The following is a 13508-nucleotide window of genomic DNA, read 5'->3' as shown; positions in this document are numbered from 1 at the left end:
TTGGTTGCGTTCAGCGTTAAGGTGCGTGCTATGTCCGAATTGCGAAAGCTACCCTGGGTGGCTAAGCCGATCTCTAAGGAAAAAATGTGGAACTGACGACCGCTGCGGTAGCAGTCACTGAAACCTCCTACTCAGTCATATGCGAAATGCTCAGGCCCGGGTTTGACAGCCTGACTGGTACCAAAATCGAACTGACGCATGAGCCGAGTGACGGGGAATCTCTGATTGAGGCTCGTTGCAAACAGGATGTGGAGAGTGAACGGAAAACGCTCGTTCTCAGGCTCCATTTCTTACACGGCGCCAGACAGATGCTTATTCCGAATATCTTCATGCCAGAGACGATGAGACATCAGCGTCTTGGCAAGAGGTTAATCGGGGCGTTGTACCAAGTTGCAGTCGCACACGATTACACGCTGTTTGTCGTCGATATGGTTCCATCCTTTTATGATCGGTTGACATTGCGAGGCGCTGTGCCGATCGATCCTGAAACGGTCCAGATCACTGCGACCACGGATCTAATAGGCGATGTCGGAAGCCCAAAGCTCAGTGCCGGTGAAGATGACCAGCACTTCGATATCTTTGCGCTTATGAGAGGTTCGTCTTGAACCTTTTTCTGCTGCATTGGGCACTGCTCTCCAGCGACTCGAACTGAACGGCGGTCAGTTGGCGCAGAGGGTAGTCAGCCCTGACGGTATGGACTGGGCCCTGCGTCATTGCTGGCTTTTATTGCCGGCCACTCTGGGGTGCTCATCACTTCCTGGGTCAGTCGCATGTGCTCCGGTTCCGGTACCAGGTGCTGCCATCTCTGCTGTTCGGCGGACAGGTCATAGCGGCGAAGATCGCGCAGCAGGTGGACACCAGCAGCAGCGAGGCGGGCTTCTGCTTTAGTCCAGAAGCCCTTAGAACTTTTGACCTCATGCACGGTGGCCAATGGCATGCTGTGGACTCGGCTGAGGCACCACAGCGCCGCCATACCGAGGCCTTGGTTGCGGTGACTGCCAAGGACCTGATAGTTGCTGATGTACAGTCGGTCGTTCAGCGGGCTAATACCATAAGCGACGTGGCCGATGCGGAGGCCACGATGCTCGATAGCCGCAGTGATGTTGAGCCCAGGAAACACAAAATGGTCGCGTGCGGACTCGCTGTGCAGGTGCACCAACTGCAAGCCGATCGCCCGCGCATCGAGTCGTGCCGCCTGGCGGCGTTGAAGGAACTCGCGAAATCTCGCAATCAAAGGCATGGTCAGCTCCAAGGGGGCGATACATGTGGGGCAGGGCAGTTCCCATCCTGGACCACGGGTAGATATTGGTGTGCCATTTGACCGCCCTCTGTCAGCGTTCGCATGAAGTGCCAGGGCAGGCATAAATGTCCGCAATCTGCAGTGAGGAATCAACGCCAACTTGTGAGAGATAAGCTGGGCGCCATGGCTCTAAGGTAAAAGTAGAGCGTTGCATGTCGTTGAAAATAGTTGCCCTATAGTTTAATCTTTTCAGCATCCAAACCCCTTAGGAGCCGATCATGGATGTTGCGAATTCGCGTGCTGCTTACATCGAGCAACGCCGGCAGAATGAAGACGAGCGCAAAGCCCGTGCTGCTGAAAAGCTCAAGAATCATCGTTATACGTGTTTGGTGAACCAGGACGACGCAGAGATCTGGCGATGCAAAGCCGAGGGCACTACGGCTTATGCCTTCGACATCATGATGACTCGCTTCGGTATCGCGGTAGTCGGCGATATTGGTCACCTAACGTTCGGTGTCGGTTTGAGCTATGGCATGAAATTCCTGGCCGGCGATGACGTCACCTACTACCTGCACACCAAGCTGAACGAGTCCCACAAGAAGAAGGTGTTCAGCCAGGACCTGTTCCGGCAGGTGTTAGTGTCGTGCATCTGCCGTGAGCTGCACAATGACTGTTCTGAGGCGATTTGGGATACCCTGCCGGCATGGGCGCAGGACTCGGACTTGGTTCGAGGCGCGCACTGGGCTGAATTCCGCGCTCTGACCGCCACGCATCGCCGAGACATGTCGAATGGAGATGATCGCTGGATGCACTGGGACGATCTCTTCGACCAAGCCGAGGATATTGGCTTCACCGAAGAAGCCCATAGCTTCATGAAGGACAACTCCGCGGTGCTGTGCCTGGGAGACGAGTGGTACGAGCATCGCATAACTGAGACGTGCGACAGCCTCTATGCGCAACTGTACATGATCAACCATGCGGCCAAGGCAATCATGTCCCAGACGGATCAGCCTGCGGCTTGAGGGCACCAAGCATGACAACTGTTACCAAAGCACAGCTTGACCTGATCTATCGCAGTACGCACAGCGACTACAAGGGTGTGTCTGCAGATGGTGTTCGTATGATTCTGGTTTGTCGTGGCGCGACTTGTCTTGTCCCTCTGGAGGACCTAACCCCAGAGGAAGTTGCGCAACGCCTTCCGAAACACAAAAAGTAATTAAAGCTTGCTGAAACCAGATCTCTTGTGATCCTGATTCCAGCAGGGCCGAGCATTCCTTTGTAAAAACGCCCGCACAAACGTGTGAGAATGATCCATAGAAAACAGCCAAGGGCGGAAATCGAACATGGTAACCCACTACGAAATTGGCCCGGACCAAGTTGCCTGTGGTCGAAACAATCACAATCTGGTTTCGATCACGAAGCCCAATGGGGTCACCTGCAAAACCTGCCGGTCGACCGAAGCGCATCGTGCAGCACTAGCTGCAGCGCCGGCAGAAATGGCAGAGCCAAAAGCGGCTGTTGGGCTGCAGATCATCAAAAGTATTCGCGCTGCAGTGCGCCACGACGCTGGGCTGCGTCAAAGCAGATTGTCGTGGAAAGAAGCATGGCGGCTGCGACTCACAATGTTGGGGCCGGGTAACCGGCTGCCTCGGGGCTTCGAACAGCAGCCGTTCACCAAGCTGTTCAGACCGCTGCAGGATGAGTTGCCCCAGTACTAGCTTGGCTCGTAGTAAATCACCACCCTGTGCACGCCCCAAGCCCCGGTCTCCCGGGGCTTGTCCATTAAAAGGACCGAGCAGGCCGGTGAGCTATGAGCCAGACTGGACTGCGTCCATGCACTTGAGCAGCCATGATCAGTTGTGAGCTCGAAGGGAGAGTTCCGGTGTCCAAGTCATCACCCCGACAGTTTCGAGGCACTGACAGTCTCGCCGCGGAACAGCGCTCACGCGATGCAGTCAGTCCATTCCTGGAGGCCTGCGGCTTCAGTGTAATTGCAGACCAGCGAATCCCCACTGGCTCAGCATCCCAGCAGCTTGTCACGTTCCTCAACAATGATGGTGAGGAGGTCAAAGCCCGGGTTCGCCTATGCTGGCGCCGAGATGGTCGCAACTCGAATGAGCAGAGATATTCAGCTGCTCAGCTGACGGCCCACCTTCGGCCTGGTGGCTGGGATGCCACATTGGAGCATGTGGTGGGGAGAGACCTAGCCCTTGGCGTCAGTCACAACCTCCTGTTTCAGCGTGAAGGTGAGGTCGTGGTCTATGCCGCCCTGATCCCTACAGATGCGTTGCACCAGATCTGGAATCGGCAGCGGGAGGTGAGCGATGAGCTCTTGCGCATGGGGCTGAAAGGTCGCATCAGGAAGAACCATGCCCAAAACGGAACAAGCCCAACGCTGTGGCTTCAAGATGATCGGTTGCCAGATACCCACCAGGTAGCCGATGTATTGTGGGAATGGCCAGGGGTTGTTGATCTCGCGAAGCTGGCTGTGGCGGGTCAGATACCGCCAGCCCTTGACGACACATTAGACGATTGCCCAGTGCCGGATTATTCGGCTCTAGGGCGTGACCTCGGGGAGAGGGTGAGCAATATCCGGTCACACGTGAAGCGAGATCCTAAGGTGCGACTTGCGGTGCTGGAGCGGGCTCAGTACCGATGTGAAAGATGCGCCGAGAGTCGGACATTCCCCGGCTTCCTGGACGTGCACCACGTGCTGGGTGCGGACGTGTCGGATCGCTTCTACAACTGCGTGGCGCTATGCCCGAACTGCCATCGAGAAGCTCACTATGGTGAGAACCGAGATGAACTGAACGCGCAGCTTTTGGCGTACGCCCTTCAGTTCCGAGCGTGAGCTCACTCTGCCGATGGTCGTGACGCCATTCTAGGACCTCCAATATCAAGCAGGTCCAATCATGAGAGCAGCACCAGAAGCAATTTTTCGGCAGGTGGATGAGGAGCAAGTCGTGTTCTGGGTCTCAGTCGACGGGCGTTCCTATCGAGCGTGGGGCATGTTCAGGGGGCGGCATATCGACGCCCGGGAACGTTCCCGGTCTGCGGCGGTAGAGGGGTGGCTTCGAAAGGCTAATTTCGCTGCAGATAGGTGAGGGCTGGGCAGAGGGGCGCCGGGTGGACGTTATCCGGCGGCCTCATCCCTGACTACGCACTCAGGGGGCGCGACGTGGGGCTGCGCAGCTTAATCGAAGGTGGGTAGCCCGGCATGTTCGATGAACCTTTCCAACACCGCTCGTTCGTCATTCGATGTGCAGGTTCCGCCGTGTGAAGCCTTGCCACGCAGATCGACTTCCCAGCCGGCGTACCAGGCGTCCTCTGGCCCCACATACACCGCCGAACGTCCGTCAGGGAACTGGTCTGCAGTTAGGTCAACGATCAGCGAATTCACCACGAACCACATGTGAGGCTTGCCGTCTCGCATAGCGCTAACGGTTTCCGCTTCCAGGCCCCCAGGTATGCTGTTGAGGTAGTCGCCGAGCAGTTCGGACGTCACCGCGCAGCAGGCATGTGGAAAACCTGCCATGTGCCGCGGGAGAATGCCCAAGGCTTTCTGTTCCTCGATCGATGCGCGAAAGTCATGCGCGATCTTGTGTACGTCAATCACCATGTTGTGAACCATCGTCATGATAGGAGAGAGGTCGCCGCTTCTGAGGCGCCCACAAAAAAGCCCCGGAAAAATCCGAGGCTCTTCACTTTCCTAGCCGTAACGCCATGAAAGGAGCAGCTGAGGTGAAACCACGAAGCGGCTGTTACGAACCGCAACCTGGAATCCCCCGCGCATCGAGCGCCAACTTACCTCACCAGAGAATCCGGTTCAACGAAATATCGTTTGGACTACTCAGTAATTCGGTTGAGGTCCTTGTACTCTTCCCAGGATGACCCAAGCGCTTCAGCCATTTGGCGATGGCGCTCGATCCGCCATTCTTGAGCTTGCTGAGGAGATTGGGCGACCAGATGAATGACAAATTCATCCAGCTCAACGCCCCGCTTCTTAGCCGCCTCGGCGAATACCTGCAACCGTTGCTGGCTACGATATTCCTCTACCGTCATCCCACTGCCCTTGATCACCTCTGCGCTGACCGCCTCAATCTCTCTCATAGCCTGCGGGTTCTCAGCAAAGAACTTGTCGCGAGCTGCGGTGTACCGGTCTTCGAAGGTCAGCATGCCACTCTCCCTGTTTTGTGAGTTATACGCTGCGAGCCATCGGATGGCGCAGGTGCGTAATTGGAGCGCAAGTTTACCGTGAAATGGAGTCATAGGTGACGGCCACCCGGTGTCACCGGGGGCAAAAACAGAACGGGTACCTGGCCCCATTCCGCCAACATGGAATGCCCGCTATTGGCTGTGGGAAATCCGTTGTCGCCAGTTACACTTCATACTGAACCACAACCTAACCAGGTCGAAGATAGGCGTACGGTACGCGCCAACAACGGGAGAACGAGATGAGCGGAGACGAGCAGTACAGCCAGCTTGATCAGGATCTGGATGCTTTCGGCGATAAATGGTCAGTCGAGAACTCGATCATTTGGTGCCAAGAGTGTCAGTCCAGTCAGGCTGTAGATCAAGCAGCTGATGCATTCGTCCATAGGGCGGGATGTTCGAACGAGACGGAAAATGCTCAGCATCCTTGGCATGAGCTCAAAGCCCTGCTGCGAGATCTGCCCCATCTTTGAAAACAAGACAGGTAGGCAACTTCGACCTCTGTGCCGGCCAGATGCTGGGGTCGAAGGCATCTAATGTGATTTTGGTGTGTGAAGGATTTCATGAAAGCAATTGTCCTCGCAGCTATGGCTGCACTAGCGGTTAATGCCTCGGCGGCAGAGTCAATCGTCATTAGTACTGAGCTTACTCGCAATGGCGATATTGTAGATGCTTATAGCGTGACAACTCAAAGTGGTGTCCGAAAGGCTTACAGAAATATTGAGTACAAGAAGTACAGGAAGCTAATCAATCCGAATAAGGCGCGACTTGCTAATCTGGAGCTCGGCTCCACCGCTTATTTCACGCCTTATGTTGCTAGTGATGGAACTGTCCGCTTAACAATGGACGTTAACTACGTGCACTTGGCGGATATGGGGACCGACAAAGCTGGTGGTCTTGTTGTTGACTATCCTCGGACTGATGGTTACAGGCTTTCTATAACTGATGTGATTCCTAGTGGTGGAAAGCGCGAATATAAAGACAACGATAATGGTGACGAATACGTATACACCGTTTCAGTTGATAAACAATGAGTTTGTGCACTACCCGCACCCATGCTAAGGATGGTCTGAAGTAGTCCTGTATTTTCAATCGACTTCAGCCGTCGCCGATTTTGAAAGCAGCAAACCAATCAAAAACGATCAGATCACCCGCTCATTTCAGTGTTTCTAGCCGCCGCGATAACCTGGCTGCGGTCATTTTCCACGTTACAGGCGCACCTCTCCTGCATTCGCCAGCAAATGTCGTCGCGCCATCCACAGGTTCGACAGCGCGAACAGCGTTACTAGTTGTGCGGTGTTCTTCACCAGCCCACGGAAGCGCACCTTGGTGTAGCCAAACTGCCGCTTAATTACCCGAAACGGATGTTCGACCTTGGCACGCACCTGAGCCTTGGCTTTCTCTATCTTGCGCGTGGCTTTGTACAGCGCGCTGCGCTTACTCAGCTTCATGTACGTACTACGACGGGCCGCGATCTGCCAGATCACCTCACGGCCTTCATGTTCCGGGCGCTTCTCCACGCCGGTATAACCTGCATCGGCCCCCACCATGTTTTCTTCGCCGTGCAACAGTTTGTCGACCTGGGTAACGTCTGCAACGTTAGCTGCCGTCCCCACCACGCTGTGCACCAGGCCGGACTCGTCATCAACGCCGATATGCGCCTTCATACCGAAGTAATACTGGTTTCCCTTCTTGGTCTGGTGCATTTCCGGGTCACGCTTGCCGTCCTTGTTCTTGGTCGAACTTGGCGCATTGATCAGCGTGGCATCGACGATAGTGCCTTGGCGCAACGACAAACCTCGGTCACCCAGGTAGCCATTGATCACAGCCAGGATGCCGGCAGCCAGTTCGTGTTTCTCCAGCAGGCGGCGGAAGTTGAGGATGGTGGTTTCGTCCGGAATGCGCTCCAGGCTCAGCCCAGCAAACTGCCGCAGGATGGTGGTCTCGTACAGCGCTTCCTCCATCGCTGGATCGCTGTAGCCAAACCAGTTTTGCATCAGATGTACGCGCAGCATCGCCATCAATGGATAGGCCGGACGACCGCCTTCACCCTTGGGGTAATGCGGATCAATCAAAGCAACTAAACCTTGCCACGGCACTACCTGACCCATCTCGATCAAGAACAGCTCTTTGCGGGTCTGTTTGCGCTTGCCGGCGTACTCGGCGTCGGCGAAGGTCATCTGCTTCATCGGGAAACTCGGCGGGTTGAGTCCGGGCATTTTGCCAAATTAGGAAGTCTTCTTCAGAGTGTCCCTAAGTAAGCTTCATCGTCTGGCTGCTGACTTCCCTGCTACGGGAAGCTCACTGACGAGAATGGGAGGCCGCCGTGTGGGGTGGCGCTGAGCCAGGGATTGGCTGGAGCTCCAAGTCATCGCATACTGTTTTTATATCCAGTACAGGAGGCAGCATGTTGTGGGATGATGAACCTTTGCCGGAGGTTCCTGCCGATATTCTAGCCCGGGTTGGTCAAGGCACCGACTCGGGTGATATCGGCGACCGCGAGCGTTCTGCGTTGCAGTGGGTAATCGCTATCAACCAGCGGCTTTACCGCCGAGCCTGGGAGCTTGAGCGAAAGGTAGAGGAGCTGGAGGCGCATGGGCAGGCCATGAGGGAGCAAATTGTGGGGGCTGGTACAACTTACGCGACGGCTGGGATATGAGCCTTCGACCAAGCAGCCGCGTTTAGTAGCCTATCCCTGTTGTGAGCGTGGTCGCTCAACGCGCCATGCCTGGCGCACTCAAAAAAATACCCTGGCCTGAGGCCAGGGTATGGTGGAGCGTTTTCCTCAAAATGCTCAGCTCAGCATGTCACTCTGGATGATGTAGATCTCAGGAAGATCATCCGCGTTTGGGGCGTCGTTCTGCAACACTTCACAGTCTCGAAGCTCCCGTTTGAAGGTCTCCTGAGCTATGGCCTCATCATCTGCCAGCACCAGATAGGCAGTGTCGTCGTCATCACCACAAACTCGACCTGTTATGAGCCAGGCATTCCGGCCAGTTCCGATGAAGTGTTTTCGCTCAACCGCAACATGGGTTGTGCTGGTCAGATGTGGCGCTAGTGCTTGCTCAGTTGTCATGATGGATTCCTCATGGGTATGCATGGTCCTGAGTAATGCGTCACAGTAATTGCTACGCCTTGCAGCCTGATCAAGTCATCATCAGCACTCGTACCGGAGGCGGTTTTAGGTATTGGCGCTAGCCGGCTATGGTCCGAATCTGGCCCGGGCTACTGGGTATCACTGAAAATGAACTTGAAGTGGTTTCGAGGGCCGTGGCTGAAGTTCCGCTCGCTCGAAGTTGAAGTGATGGGGGGCGGCTTTTGAGCCAGGCTGCATCGGGGCACCGTACGGGCTTGAGTTCGCGCACGCTCTGGGGGTTTCCTTGATAGGCACAAGTGCCTAGAATGCAGCTATTAGGCACATGTGCCTATTCTCAACCGTTTGGAGGTAAGATGGACGACGAAGGGCGTGAAGCCAACCGGCAAGCGTTTCTGGCGCTGCTGAAAAAGTATGACGTCAAACAACGCGAGAGCGCGATGCTCATCAACGCCGTCACCAAGCGGCCTTGCTCCGATCGCGCTGTTCGATCCTGGCTCAACGATCCGACCAAGAAATCTTCCCGGCCTTGCCCAACCTGGGCGGTGAATGCGCTTCGAGACGGGATCGTGTACATGCAACAGTTGATGGAGCGTCGAAAGCAGGCTGCAAAGCTCGACACTGAAGAGGCACAGGCCTAGATAGGCACGTGTGCCTATTTTCATGCCAGTAGGCACGCGTGCCTACCTTTGCTTGGCGGCCGTATAACGCCGCACAGTAAGCTTCCCTAAGCCCGAAGATATGGGCGACCCGGCTCAGTCTGTAGGAAGCATAACGAAAAAAGCCCCCAGCAAGCCGGGGGCGGTGGTGCATGCTCAAACCTCATAGCTGAGGCTCAGTCATACGGGGTTTTCGCCGTGGGAGGCAGGCCACGCTCTGAGCGGAATTCCTTGGCCATTTCAGCACGACGCATGTCGGAGAGGATGTCGAACTCGCGCTCGTATTCTGGATTGACGCTGCCTGTAACTGCGTAGGCAGCTTCGACCTTCTGTGCTTGTGCTTCGATTGCGTTGGTCATGGTGTTCTTCCCATAGGTTAGATAGATGAGGTGAGGGATCAGTCTGCTTCAGGCAATCGTTCATTCAGTTCCTTGAGCGTCTGGTCATACTGCTCAACCAGGTCGCTGTATTCCTTCGACTCCCAGGGTTCAAGGCCGCCGGCGGATAGGACTTGCAAGCAATAGTCTTTCTGTCCTTGGACGGACCGGATCTGGTCCGCGATCAGGTGTTGATAGTGGTTCATGGTGACTCCACGGAGCTTGGTTGGCGGTGTACCTGGTGATGGCGCACATGAACTACGAAGCTGGGTAATAAAAACCCCGGGCGAGCCCGGGGTGTGGTGGTGCGTTTGCCTAAGTGAGCCTGAGAGTGTTATGCGCCATCAGCGGCTTGGTCTCGATGGCGAAGCAGGCGTACCGCATAGGTGTCGCTGATTACGTCGTCAACTTCGGCCGCGAATCGGCTGGCGCCCGATTCAACAACTTCGGGCGACCAGTCAGGAGTGAATCGCGCAGTTGTTGTGCTCAGTACGTTATTGCCCTCGCTGTAGTACTGAGCGATCAGGCGTCTGGCACCTTCATCTCCGGCTTCGAGAAAGGCGATCGCCTCCTTGATGCCAACCGCAGTTCGGTACTCTTTTTTGGCCACTGCTGATGTGCAGTTAAAGCTCAGCCCATCAACGATCAGCCAGCCCATAGCACCCAACCGATCAGCGATGAGTGTTTTCAGTGCGTCGTTTTCGACACCTGTAGCCTCAGTCGGGGCCTGCTCACTTGGTAGGTGTTTTGCGTCGATCCGCTTCGCCAGGTCCTCGGTCACGACGAAATGCGTGTCGCCAAGGGTACGCACAATTCCTCGCCCCCGAATTGGTGATGCCAGGCGATCGAGGAGGGGCCTGGTGTCGCGGATTTCTACGCCCTCTCCAGTTTCTGCGATGCGTACGACGCATGCCATTTCGACGACGGTTCGTGCTAGCTCTGGGGTCAAGCAGGTCGATACTTTCACGAGTGTTGCCATGGGTTTTCTCCTGAGGAATTAAACATCGTCCTCAGGGATGAATTACATGGTGGAACAAGGTCGCTGGCACCCATTACACGCGTGCGTGAACCATCCCCATGGGCAAGTTCAACCAGATTTCCCTTCTGAGGAGTGCCCCATGAGCAGCACCAAAACAGTCCCTGTCGCCGATTACCGTCGCGCTTTCGATCGTCTTTTTCGTAAGGTGAATGACTACCATGCCTGCTGCAGCGCCGATGAGGTAACCAATTGGAAAGAGGTTGCCCAGCGAGTGCTGGCCGAGGTGTCGAACATCTCGTGCTCACGTGCAAAGCCCGATGATCTTGAAAACATGGCCAAAGCGATTGGGAAGATTCAGGGCTACCTGGCGGCCGCGGACGCGCGTATTAAGGCTTACAGCCGCGAGGCGTGATTCTTTCCAGCGGCCATCGCATGGCCTGGCACCGGGTCTGGCACCTAACGCTACACCACCCCGTACTGCTCAAGCAGTCCGGGGTTTTTTACGCCTACGCTCACGCTCAATTAGGCTGCCAGAACTGATTGAGGGCCTTATTGCAGCGGCGGTTCATTGTGCTGGCGCCGAGCCCGGGGCCGCTTGCCGCTTAGAACCGCTTATCAGGTGTTGTTGGCCATCTCCCAGGACACGGTCAACCTGATACTTGAGGAGCAATCCAATGCAAACCATGCCCGAGACTATCGCTTTGCTACGCAACAGAGCGCCAATTTCTGTAGGTGCCAGCCAGTTCAACGGAAAGCCAGTTTTCAAAGCCTACTCGAAGAGCGAGGACCGCTACTATGAGCTGAGGGGAGACGCTTCAACTGGCGATCACTACGCCGCATTGGTTGCTGAGTATGGCGACGTGATCAGCAAGCTCGCCGAAGATCATGATGTCGAGCAATGCACCCGCTGCTTCGCCGATCTTGAGGTTTTCCAGGTAGGTCTTTGCGACGATTGCCAGGCCTTAGCCCTTTGAACCGACAACGCTAGACCCACCCGGCCATAGGCCGGGTTTTTTTGTGTGCGCCAGGCATGGCGCGTTGCGCGTATGCGCAACCCGCTTGGTTGTGGTGGCCAAGTGGGTGACTTGGAGGTGAAAGTCCTCTACACACCCGGCAAGGGGAAGTGTTAGCCGGAGGCAAGGGTGTCGCGGGTGACCGCGAATCTGAAGGAAGCCCGAGGCAAAATGCTGGCCTGACGAACAGGAAGCGGATAGAGGCGGCACAGCGGGGTGAGGTGGCACAAATCGCCAAAGCCCAATACTTGCACGGAACGCTGTGACGTAGATCCGACAGGCATAAGCAGGAAGGTCGCGCGAATTACCCTGGGAGATCTGTACGTTTGCCATTGTGCTACCGCGCGTCGAAAGGCGACGGGATGAGCGTGCAGAAGTCAGCCGAAGCCGTAGTAAGTGGCGGTTAACCGCGCCACCAAGGGCCGAACAGGTTATGCCGCCAGTAGGCGTCGCCGTCTCGTTGGTAACCGTAATGCAGAAATTTCCCACAGCGGAAACTGTCATCCCGAGCTCCGGCCAGAAGCCGAGGGTGACGCCTGACAGTGCAAAGGTATCGACGGCGTCCGTGACGTGGACGAACGCGGAGCCGGACACGCTGATGGAGCGGGTGCTTGCACCGGCCAACCTCAGACGTGCGTATCAACGCGTGGTCAGCAACAAGGGAGCACCGGGTGCCGATGGCATGACGGTCGCTGACTTGGCGGGCTACGTGAGACAGTATTGGCCAACCCTCAAGGTCAGGTTACTGGCCGGTGAATACCAGCCCCAAGCAGTGCGAGCGGTTGAAATTCCCAAGCCGCAGGGCGGCACACGGCAACTGGGAATCCCCAGCGTCGTGGATCGCCTGATCCAGCAAGCACTGCAGCAGCAGCTCACACCTATCTTCGACCCACTGTTCTCGGACTACAGCTATGGTTTTCGTCCGGGCAGAAGTACGCATCAAGCCATCGAGATGGCCCGTGCTCATGTGACAGCGGGACACCGCTGGTGCGTGGAACTCGATCTGGAGAAGTTTTTCGATCGGGTCAATCACGACATCCTCATGGCCTGCATCGAACGTCGGATCAGAGACAAGTGCGTACTCAGGCTTATCCGCCGCTACCTTGAAGCCGGGATCATGTCGGGCGGTGTCGTCAGCCCACGGCAGGAGGGGACGCCGCAAGGCGGCCCGCTCTCGCCGTTGCTGTCGAATATCCTGCTCGACGAACTCGACCGCGAGCTGGAGCGGCGGGGCCATCGCTTCGTACGTTATGCCGATGATGCGAACATCTATGTACGCAGTCCCCGGGCCGGCGAACGGGTGTTGGTCAGCGTCGAGCGCTTCCTGAGAGAACGTCTGAAGCTGACGGTGAACAGGAAGAAAAGCCAAGTGGCAAGGGCGTGGAAGTGCGACTACCTAGGCTATGGGATGAGCTGGCACCAGCAGCCAAGACTGCGCGTGGCAAGGATGAGCCTAGACCGCTTACGCGACCGGCTCAGAATGCTGCTGCGCAGCGTACGGGCTCGCAAAATGGCGACTGTCATCGAGCGGATCAACCCCGTCCTGAGAGGCTGGGCTAGCTACTTCAAGCTCAGCCAGAGCAAGCGGCCGCTTGAGGAACTGGATGGTTGGGTCAGGCACAAACTCCGCTGCGTCATCTGGCGTCAATGGAAACAGCCTCCCACGAGGCTGAGAAACTTGATGCGCCTGGGGTTGAGCGAGGAGCGTGCCAACAAGTCAGCCTTCAATGGCCGAGGTCCATGGTGGAATTCGGGAGCGCAACATATGAACTACGCGCTGCCAAAGAAACTGTGGGACCGGCTCGGGCTGGTCTCGATACTGGATACGATTAACCGGCTTAGCCGCGTAACCTGAACCGCCGTGTACGGAACCGTACGCACGGTGGTGTGAGAGGACGGCGGGTGTGAATCCGCCTCCTACTCGATCTTGAGAA

At 56.3% G+C, this 13508-nt stretch carries 19 protein-coding genes; 11 read left to right on the top strand and 8 right to left on the bottom strand.

All coding sequences use genetic code 11. The annotated features are described in order from the left end of the window. The first annotated feature begins 86 nt into the window (after positions 1–86). On the top strand, positions 87–605 hold the full coding sequence (locus RR51_RS18535; protein WP_039614350.1) for a hypothetical protein: 519 nt from the start codon (positions 87–89) through the stop codon (positions 603–605). Between the two features lie 74 nt (positions 606–679). On the opposite strand, the gene RR51_RS18530 is transcribed toward RR51_RS18535, so the two are convergent. Beyond that, positions 680–1240 (bottom strand): hypothetical protein, encoded by a 561-nt coding sequence (locus RR51_RS18530; RefSeq protein WP_031324879.1) that lies wholly within the window; start codon positions 1238–1240, stop codon positions 680–682. Positions 1241–1518: 278 nt separating this feature from the next. Between RR51_RS18530 and RR51_RS18525 the strand changes: the two genes are divergently transcribed. From RR51_RS18525 to RR51_RS31590, 3 genes are all read left to right on the top strand, one after another. Further along, the gene (locus tag RR51_RS18525) at positions 1519–2262 is read left to right on the top strand and encodes a hypothetical protein (RefSeq protein WP_023662042.1); all 744 of its coding nucleotides are present in this window, start codon (positions 1519–1521) and stop codon (positions 2260–2262) included. 321 nt (positions 2263–2583) lie between these two features. Next, on the top strand, positions 2584–2958 hold the full coding sequence (locus RR51_RS30595) for a hypothetical protein (RefSeq protein ID WP_023662043.1): 375 nt from the start codon (positions 2584–2586) through the stop codon (positions 2956–2958). A gap of 536 nt (positions 2959–3494) precedes the next feature. Continuing rightward, positions 3495–4091: an HNH endonuclease gene (locus RR51_RS31590; protein WP_223817450.1), complete on the top strand. Its 597-nt coding sequence runs from the start codon at positions 3495–3497 to the stop codon at positions 4089–4091. A gap of 342 nt (positions 4092–4433) precedes the next feature. Here RR51_RS31590 and RR51_RS18515 read toward each other — a convergent pair whose 3' ends face one another. Beyond that, the gene (locus tag RR51_RS18515) at positions 4434–4859 is read right to left on the bottom strand and encodes a hypothetical protein (RefSeq protein WP_039614349.1); all 426 of its coding nucleotides are present in this window, start codon (positions 4857–4859) and stop codon (positions 4434–4436) included. A 227-nt stretch (positions 4860–5086) separates the two neighbouring features. Further along, positions 5087–5416, bottom strand: coding sequence for a DUF6388 family protein (locus RR51_RS18510; RefSeq protein ID WP_023662045.1), 330 nt, complete (start codon positions 5414–5416; stop codon positions 5087–5089). 278 nt (positions 5417–5694) lie between these two features. Here RR51_RS18510 and RR51_RS18505 point away from each other — a divergent pair, with 278 nt between their 5' ends. Beyond that, positions 5695–5925 (top strand): hypothetical protein, encoded by a 231-nt coding sequence (locus RR51_RS18505; RefSeq protein WP_023662046.1) that lies wholly within the window; start codon positions 5695–5697, stop codon positions 5923–5925. A 90-nt stretch (positions 5926–6015) separates the two neighbouring features. After that, on the top strand, positions 6016–6486 hold the full coding sequence (locus tag RR51_RS18500) for a hypothetical protein (protein ID WP_023662047.1): 471 nt from the start codon (positions 6016–6018) through the stop codon (positions 6484–6486). A 174-nt stretch (positions 6487–6660) separates the two neighbouring features. Here the strand turns inward: RR51_RS18500 and RR51_RS18495 are convergent, their stop codons facing one another. Beyond that, positions 6661–7641 (bottom strand): IS5 family transposase, encoded by a 981-nt coding sequence (locus RR51_RS18495; protein ID WP_039614348.1) that lies wholly within the window; start codon positions 7639–7641, stop codon positions 6661–6663. 218 nt (positions 7642–7859) lie between these two features. On the opposite strand from RR51_RS18495, the gene RR51_RS18490 reads away from it, so the two are divergent. Next, positions 7860–8111: a hypothetical protein gene (locus RR51_RS18490; protein ID WP_023662048.1), complete on the top strand. Its 252-nt coding sequence runs from the start codon at positions 7860–7862 to the stop codon at positions 8109–8111. Between the two features lie 135 nt (positions 8112–8246). Here the strand turns inward: RR51_RS18490 and RR51_RS18485 are convergent, their stop codons facing one another. Then, positions 8247–8528 (bottom strand): hypothetical protein, encoded by a 282-nt coding sequence (locus tag RR51_RS18485; protein WP_023662049.1) that lies wholly within the window; start codon positions 8526–8528, stop codon positions 8247–8249. Positions 8529–8902: 374 nt separating this feature from the next. On the opposite strand from RR51_RS18485, the gene RR51_RS18480 reads away from it, so the two are divergent. Further along, positions 8903–9187 (top strand): hypothetical protein, encoded by a 285-nt coding sequence (locus RR51_RS18480; protein WP_004577594.1) that lies wholly within the window; start codon positions 8903–8905, stop codon positions 9185–9187. A gap of 194 nt (positions 9188–9381) precedes the next feature. On the opposite strand, the gene RR51_RS18475 is transcribed toward RR51_RS18480, so the two are convergent. The 3 genes from RR51_RS18475 to RR51_RS18465 form a co-directional block, all read right to left on the bottom strand. Beyond that, positions 9382–9564, bottom strand: coding sequence for a hypothetical protein (locus tag RR51_RS18475; protein WP_004577593.1), 183 nt, complete (start codon positions 9562–9564; stop codon positions 9382–9384). Between the two features lie 38 nt (positions 9565–9602). Beyond that, positions 9603–9788: a hypothetical protein gene (locus tag RR51_RS18470; RefSeq protein WP_023662050.1), complete on the bottom strand. Its 186-nt coding sequence runs from the start codon at positions 9786–9788 to the stop codon at positions 9603–9605. Between the two features lie 128 nt (positions 9789–9916). Continuing rightward, positions 9917–10561: a hypothetical protein gene (locus RR51_RS18465; protein WP_039614347.1), complete on the bottom strand. Its 645-nt coding sequence runs from the start codon at positions 10559–10561 to the stop codon at positions 9917–9919. Between the two features lie 139 nt (positions 10562–10700). Here RR51_RS18465 and RR51_RS18460 point away from each other — a divergent pair, with 139 nt between their 5' ends. From RR51_RS18460 to ltrA, 3 genes are all read left to right on the top strand, one after another. Further along, positions 10701–10973, top strand: coding sequence for a hypothetical protein (locus RR51_RS18460; protein ID WP_023662056.1), 273 nt, complete (start codon positions 10701–10703; stop codon positions 10971–10973). Between the two features lie 262 nt (positions 10974–11235). Further along, complete coding sequence (locus RR51_RS18455; protein ID WP_023662057.1) at positions 11236–11535, top strand: hypothetical protein; 300 nt, start codon at positions 11236–11238, stop codon at positions 11533–11535. Positions 11536–12007: 472 nt separating this feature from the next. Further along, positions 12008–13429, top strand: a complete 1422-nt coding sequence (gene ltrA / locus RR51_RS18450; RefSeq protein ID WP_010952386.1) for a group II intron reverse transcriptase/maturase — start codon at positions 12008–12010, stop codon at positions 13427–13429. The last annotated feature ends 79 nt before the right edge of the window (positions 13430–13508 follow it).

This window comes from Pseudomonas sp. C5pp (genome assembly GCF_000814065.1).
Taxonomy (GTDB): Bacteria; Pseudomonadota; Gammaproteobacteria; order Pseudomonadales; family Pseudomonadaceae; genus Aquipseudomonas; species Aquipseudomonas asiatica.
This window is presented reverse-complemented; position numbering and strand designations above follow the sequence as displayed.